Annotated in this window: 3 protein-coding genes; 2 read left to right on the plus strand and 1 reads right to left on the minus strand. The window is 62.3% G+C overall.

What is annotated here, in order from left to right; genetic code table 11:
• Positions 1–58: 58 nt before the first annotated feature.
• A complete protein-coding gene (locus CA236_RS18420) occupies positions 59–3,028 on the minus strand; it encodes a Tn3 family transposase (RefSeq protein WP_015449292.1) in 2,970 nt (989 codons plus the stop codon).
• A 140-nt stretch (positions 3,029–3,168) separates the two neighbouring features.
• Between CA236_RS18420 and CA236_RS18425 the strand changes: the two genes are divergently transcribed.
• Both CA236_RS18425 and CA236_RS18430 read left to right on the plus strand, forming a co-directional pair.
• A complete protein-coding gene (locus tag CA236_RS18425; protein ID WP_013849886.1) occupies positions 3,169–3,738 on the plus strand; it encodes a recombinase family protein in 570 nt (189 codons plus the stop codon).
• Complete coding sequence (locus CA236_RS18430; protein WP_031293519.1) at positions 3,739–5,112, plus strand: hypothetical protein; 1,374 nt, start codon at positions 3,739–3,741, stop codon at positions 5,110–5,112.
• Positions 5,113–5,181 lie beyond the last annotated feature (69 nt).

Here is a 5,181-nt window from a genome sequence, read left to right on the forward strand (position 1 = left end):
GAGGGCATAGCGTGGATGGTACGCTAAACAACGCTAAGGGCGAACAATCAGCGAACGCTTAGGCGGCGCGGCTATCCGGCGGCAGATTGAGGGCCTTGCGGCCAGCGGAAGCGGCTGCTCGATCCCAGAGGAAATCGCCCGAGAAAGCAATATGCTCCCAACCTACTGGGGACGTATGGGCGAGTAGATCATCAGGCACCGCGACCGATGTTGATCGTAGATGCTGGGCGGCGGCATCCATGTAGATCGTGTTCCAATAGACGATCGCGGCGACGAGCAGATTGAGGCCGGACGCCCGATATTGCTGCGCCTCGTGGCTGCGGTCGATGATGCGGCCCTGGCGGAATGTGTAGATCGCCTGCGTCAGGGCATGGCGCTGCTCGCTGTTGTTGAGACCGGCATGGCATCGCCGGCGCAGATCGGGATTTTCTAGCCAGTCCAGCATGAACAGCGTCCGCTCGATCTTGCCGATTTCCTGTAGCGCGACATCGAGCTGGTTCTGCCGTTCGTAGGCAGCGAGCTTTCGCAGCATGACCGATGGCGCGACATGGCCGGCCTTGATCGACCCTACGAGGCGCAGCACGTCTTCCCATTGCTCACCGATGATGTCGGTGCGGATACGCTTGCCCAACAGCGGGGTGATGGACGGATAGGCCGTGACCGGCGCGATCGGCGCGAGCCGCCTGTCGGGGAAGTCGCGCAGGCGCGGGCAGAAGCGAAATCCCAGCATCGCGCACAGGGCGAAGACATGATCGGTCGCCCCGCCGGTGTCGGTGTAATGCTCGACGATCCTGAGATCGGTGCCGTGGCTGGTGAGGCCGTCGAGGACATAGGGCGCCTCATGCGTCGCGGCCGAGATCACTTTGACGTGGTAGGGCGCGCGCTGATCAGAATTATGGGTGTAGAAGCTGAAGCCATGATCGACGCCATAGCGGGCGTTGATATCGCCGCCCGACGCGCCGCGCTTCGCGGCCCTGAAGAACTGGCCATCGGAACTGGACGTGGTGCCGTCGCCCCATACTCGTGAGAATGGCAGGCGGTGGTGCGCGTTGATGAGGAGGGCCAGCGCCGCGCGGTAGCTGTCGTCGCGGATATAGGCGTCATGGGTCCAGAGGAGCTGATCGCGCGTGACGCCCTGACTCGCCGCCGCCATGCGCGACAGGCCGAGATTGGTCGCATCGGCGAGGATCGTGGCGAGCAGCGCGTTTTCATTGGGACACGGCTCGCCGGTACGCAGGTTGGTGAACGCCGCAAGAAAGCCGGTTTCCTGCGCCACCTCATGCAGTAGCTCGGTGATGCGGATGCGTGGCATCATGGCATCGAGCCGGTCGGCCAGCGCTTCGGCGTCGGGCGTCGCGATCGTGCGAACGGGGGATATCTGGAGGCGGTCGTCGCGATATCGCACACCCTCCAGAGCGTCGCGCTTCAGGCGCTGGGCAAATTTCTTAAGCCGCCAGTCAAGTTCGCGGCCCCGCTGTTCGAGCCATTCGCCGGCTGTGGGTGGCAGACCGAGAGCCGACACGATCGGCTTCGCCTGGGGTTCGCTGAGCAGGTAGCTGTCGAACCGGCGGTATCCTGCCGATCGCTCCACCCAGACATCCCCGGAACGCAGCTTGTTGCGCAGATGCGCGATCGTCGCGATTTCCCAGAGACGCCGGTTGATCTTGCCGTCATCGCCCACGACGATTTTCCGCCATTCCTTGCGGAAGGGCATCGGAGCGTCGGCAGGCAGATCGCGTTTGCCCGACCTGTTGAGGTCGCGCAGCATCTCGATGGCGGCGATCGTTTTTGCACTGCCCTTTCCGGCCCTGAACTGGAGCGCCTCAAGCAGGTCGGGGGCGAACTTGCGCAACGTCGCATAGCGGTCGGCCGCCACCGTCAGCGGATCAAGGTTGGCGGTTTCCGCGATTGTCGCCACTTCTGGCCTCGCCTTCAGGAGGGTGTTCCACCCGACCGATGCGTCCAGGGCCTCCATTGGATCTTCGCCGGTATCGACCGCATCGGTCAATGCGTCGATTGTCCTGCGAAAGATCAGCATCAGCCGCGCCACATTCTTTGACGTGGTGGCATAGCTGCGCGCCTGGGCGTTCTTCGCGCGGGTGAAGATGCTGCCGATCAGCTTGTCCGCCATCTCCAAGGCGTTATCGGTCAGTCGTTCCTCGAGGTCGAGCAGGAACGCAACCAGCGTAGCGCGCCGTCGGGAGGGAATATATCGCTCGATCATATAGGCAGGCGAAGCGCGGCCTTCCCTGACATATTGCCGAAATCGGTCGGCATGGATGCGGCCAGCCACGTCCGGGGAGATGCCGATCTTCCGCACTTGCCGCAGGCGGTCGAGAATCTGGCGGATGTGATCGGGCCTGGCCGCAACGGGAATGGTCTTGAGCGAAGCGAGTTGGCTCATGCCGCCGGCGTCGTCAAAGACCTGGTCGAGGGCGTGGACCTGTTCGGCGCTAAGATCAGCGATCAGGGCGTAGGCAGCCTGCTTGCGGGCACGCGCGCGTCCCGCACTACTGGCGCGTTCGATGGTGGAGATGGACGGCAGTAGAATCCGGGCCTCGCGAAGGGCGGTGACAACGCCGATCGCTATCGTCATCCCCTTGTCGGTCGCCCATGCCGTTTTCGCGGCCGCTTCGATCATGAAGGGAATGTCGGCGCGGGTTGGTCCACGAAGGCCCGCTCGCATCGCCAGCTCGCGGGCATGGTCCGTCATCGTCTGATCCCGCGCTGCATAGTTGGCCAGGTCGGTTACGTGTAGACCAAGTTGTTCCGCGACGAAGGCGGCGAGATCATGGGGTATCGCTCCCTTGTCCTGTATCAACTGCGCCAGTGTGATGCCCGGGTGCCGCAAGAGCGCGAGTTGCAGCGCGACACCCAACTGGTTCCGTCGCTCCCGTCGTGCGCCGATGATCTCGATGTCCGAAGGCTCGAAGGTGTAGAGCCGGGCTAGATGGTCGCGCTCGCTCGGGATGGCGAGGATCTGATCGCGTTCGCTCTCGGTCAGGAGTTGATGCTTACGCTTCGTCATTCCGATTCCCGTCCACAAAAGGTCATCTGGGCCTATGGACAGCCATGAGTAAAGAGACATAGTATGTGGACGGATATGGATGGGGCGAAGCGATCGCCCTTCAGATCGTCCACAGAACGACCGTTTGGGAGACGCACGGGATGGGCGATATTCTGGGTTATGCCCGCGTCAGCACCGGCGATCAGGACGTGGCTGGACAGACCATGCGTCTGGAGGAGGCCGGCGCGATCAAGGTGTTCACCGACGTCATGTCGGGCAAGAGCATGGAGCGGCCCGGTCTGGCCGAACTGATCGCCTATGCCCGCAAGGGCGACACGCTGGCGGTGGTCCGCCTCGATCGGCTTGGGCGCTCGCTCGCCGAATTGCTCACCACGGTCGAGACGCTACGCGGCCAGGGCATCGCGCTCCTGAGTCTTGAGGAAAAGATCGACACATCGTCGGCCGCCGGCGAACTCATCTTCCATGTGTTCGGGGCCATCGCCCATTTCGAGCGGAGACTGATCTCCGAGCGAACCAGGGATGGGATCGCCGCCGCGCGCGCCAAAGGCAAGTTGCCCGGCCGTCAGCCGCTCGACATGTCCAAGGTACATGCCGCCATCAAACTGGTCGAAGCGAGCATCTCGCCGACAGAAGCAGCACGACAACTCGGCATCGGCCGATCGACCATCTATCGAGAAATGCGCCGCCTCGGCGTGGAAAGGCCCATCTGAATGTCCAGATCGAAATCGGCTCACGATCTTTCCGGCCTGATGAAATATGCGGATCGCGCGCCATGGGATGAGGCATTGGCCGAAATGCTGTCCGCGCATCTCGATCCGGCGAGCGAAGCGACCGGACTCGAGCCTGACGCCATATTCGAGATAATTGGCGATCACTGGCAAGGGCCGCTATGGGGCTGCGCCTTTGAAGATCTGCTTACGCAGGAACTGGAACCCGACGGTCGCAATCTGGTCGATGACTATCTCAAGCGCCGGGGCTGGAACGAAAAGGCGCCGAACAAGGCCTATATGCGCGCGTTACGCGATACGGTCATGTCGCTCTATGAGGTCAGCGAAGTCGTGCCTGGTCAGTCGATGACCTTGCGCGATCTGCTGCGCGACGTTGCTCCGGTGACGGTGCGCGAACACGGTGCAACCCAGACCCTGGTCAACTGGGACAAGATCGCCGCAAGGGTTGTCGACGTGAACGGGCGCCATGGCATTTCCGGAGCGCTGTTGCCGTTCAGCGCTGAGGGCGCCGTGCGAGTGGTCGAGGCATTTTCCCGACTTGCCGACGAAACTCAGGACACTGCGGAATTGGACCCGTCCGATCGGGACGCGCTTCTGGGAGCATCGGGACCGATGTTCACGAACATGTGGCTGCTCGACTGTCTGGGCAAGGCCATGCCCGGCAGCGCGCCGGATATGGTCAACGCCGACGGCGATGACCTGGTGTTCCACCGTATCGTTTTTCCGCTGGCGAAAGGCGTGGTCGGCAAGAGCCTGATCCGAAGGCTGAACGCGGCACAATGGCTGGAACCTGCCAGCGACAGTTTCTGGAACTGGCTGGCACCAGCGACGAAGAACAAGAAGCCGCAAGCGACCAAAGGCAAGCGGGCCTTCGTCACGACCATGGATGACGGCACGCCGGTTTTTGCCAATGTGGAACTGGCAGGGCGCAAGCTGATCGTCGAGGTAAACAGTGCCGCCCGCGCGGAGCGAGCAATTACCCAGATGGGCGAATGGCTTGGTGATTGCGTGAGCGCGCCTATGGCCGAAATCCGGACGCTCGATCAGGTTATGGCCGACGATGCCGCCCGCACGCCACAGGACGAGGCGCTGGATATTCCACCGCATGAAATGGAGCGCATCGTTCACGATATGCTGACCCGTGAATATACGAAAACGCTCGATGAGCCGGTCCCAGCCCTCAGCCACAAGACGCCACGCGTTCTGGCCTGTACAAAGGCGGGGCGGGTAAAGGTAGCCGACTGGCTCAAATATATCGAAAATGGCGCGGCAAAATCGGGCACCGCCGATCCGATGGGCACCTATGACTTTACATGGATGTGGGAAGAACTGGGGCTTAGCGACCTCCGGCGGTAACGGCCATCATGCGGTTCTTGAAATGTTCTCGCTTAGCGTTGTCTGGCGTACCTTCCACGCGATGCCCTC

Source organism: Sphingomonas sp. ABOLG (assembly GCF_003950435.1).
In the GTDB taxonomy this organism is placed as follows: Bacteria; Pseudomonadota; Alphaproteobacteria; order Sphingomonadales; family Sphingomonadaceae; genus Sphingomonas; species Sphingomonas panaciterrae.

Excerpts from the sequence above, each read along its gene's own strand:
- CA236_RS18420 (WP_015449292.1), bottom strand. The coding sequence starts at position 3,028 with ATGACGAAGCGTAAGCATCAACTCCTGACCGAGAGCGAACGCGATCAG.
- CA236_RS18425 (WP_013849886.1), top strand. The coding sequence starts at position 3,169 with ATGGGCGATATTCTGGGTTATGCCCGCGTCAGCACCGGCGATCAGGAC.
- CA236_RS18430 (WP_031293519.1), top strand. The coding sequence starts at position 3,739 with ATGTCCAGATCGAAATCGGCTCACGATCTTTCCGGCCTGATGAAATAT.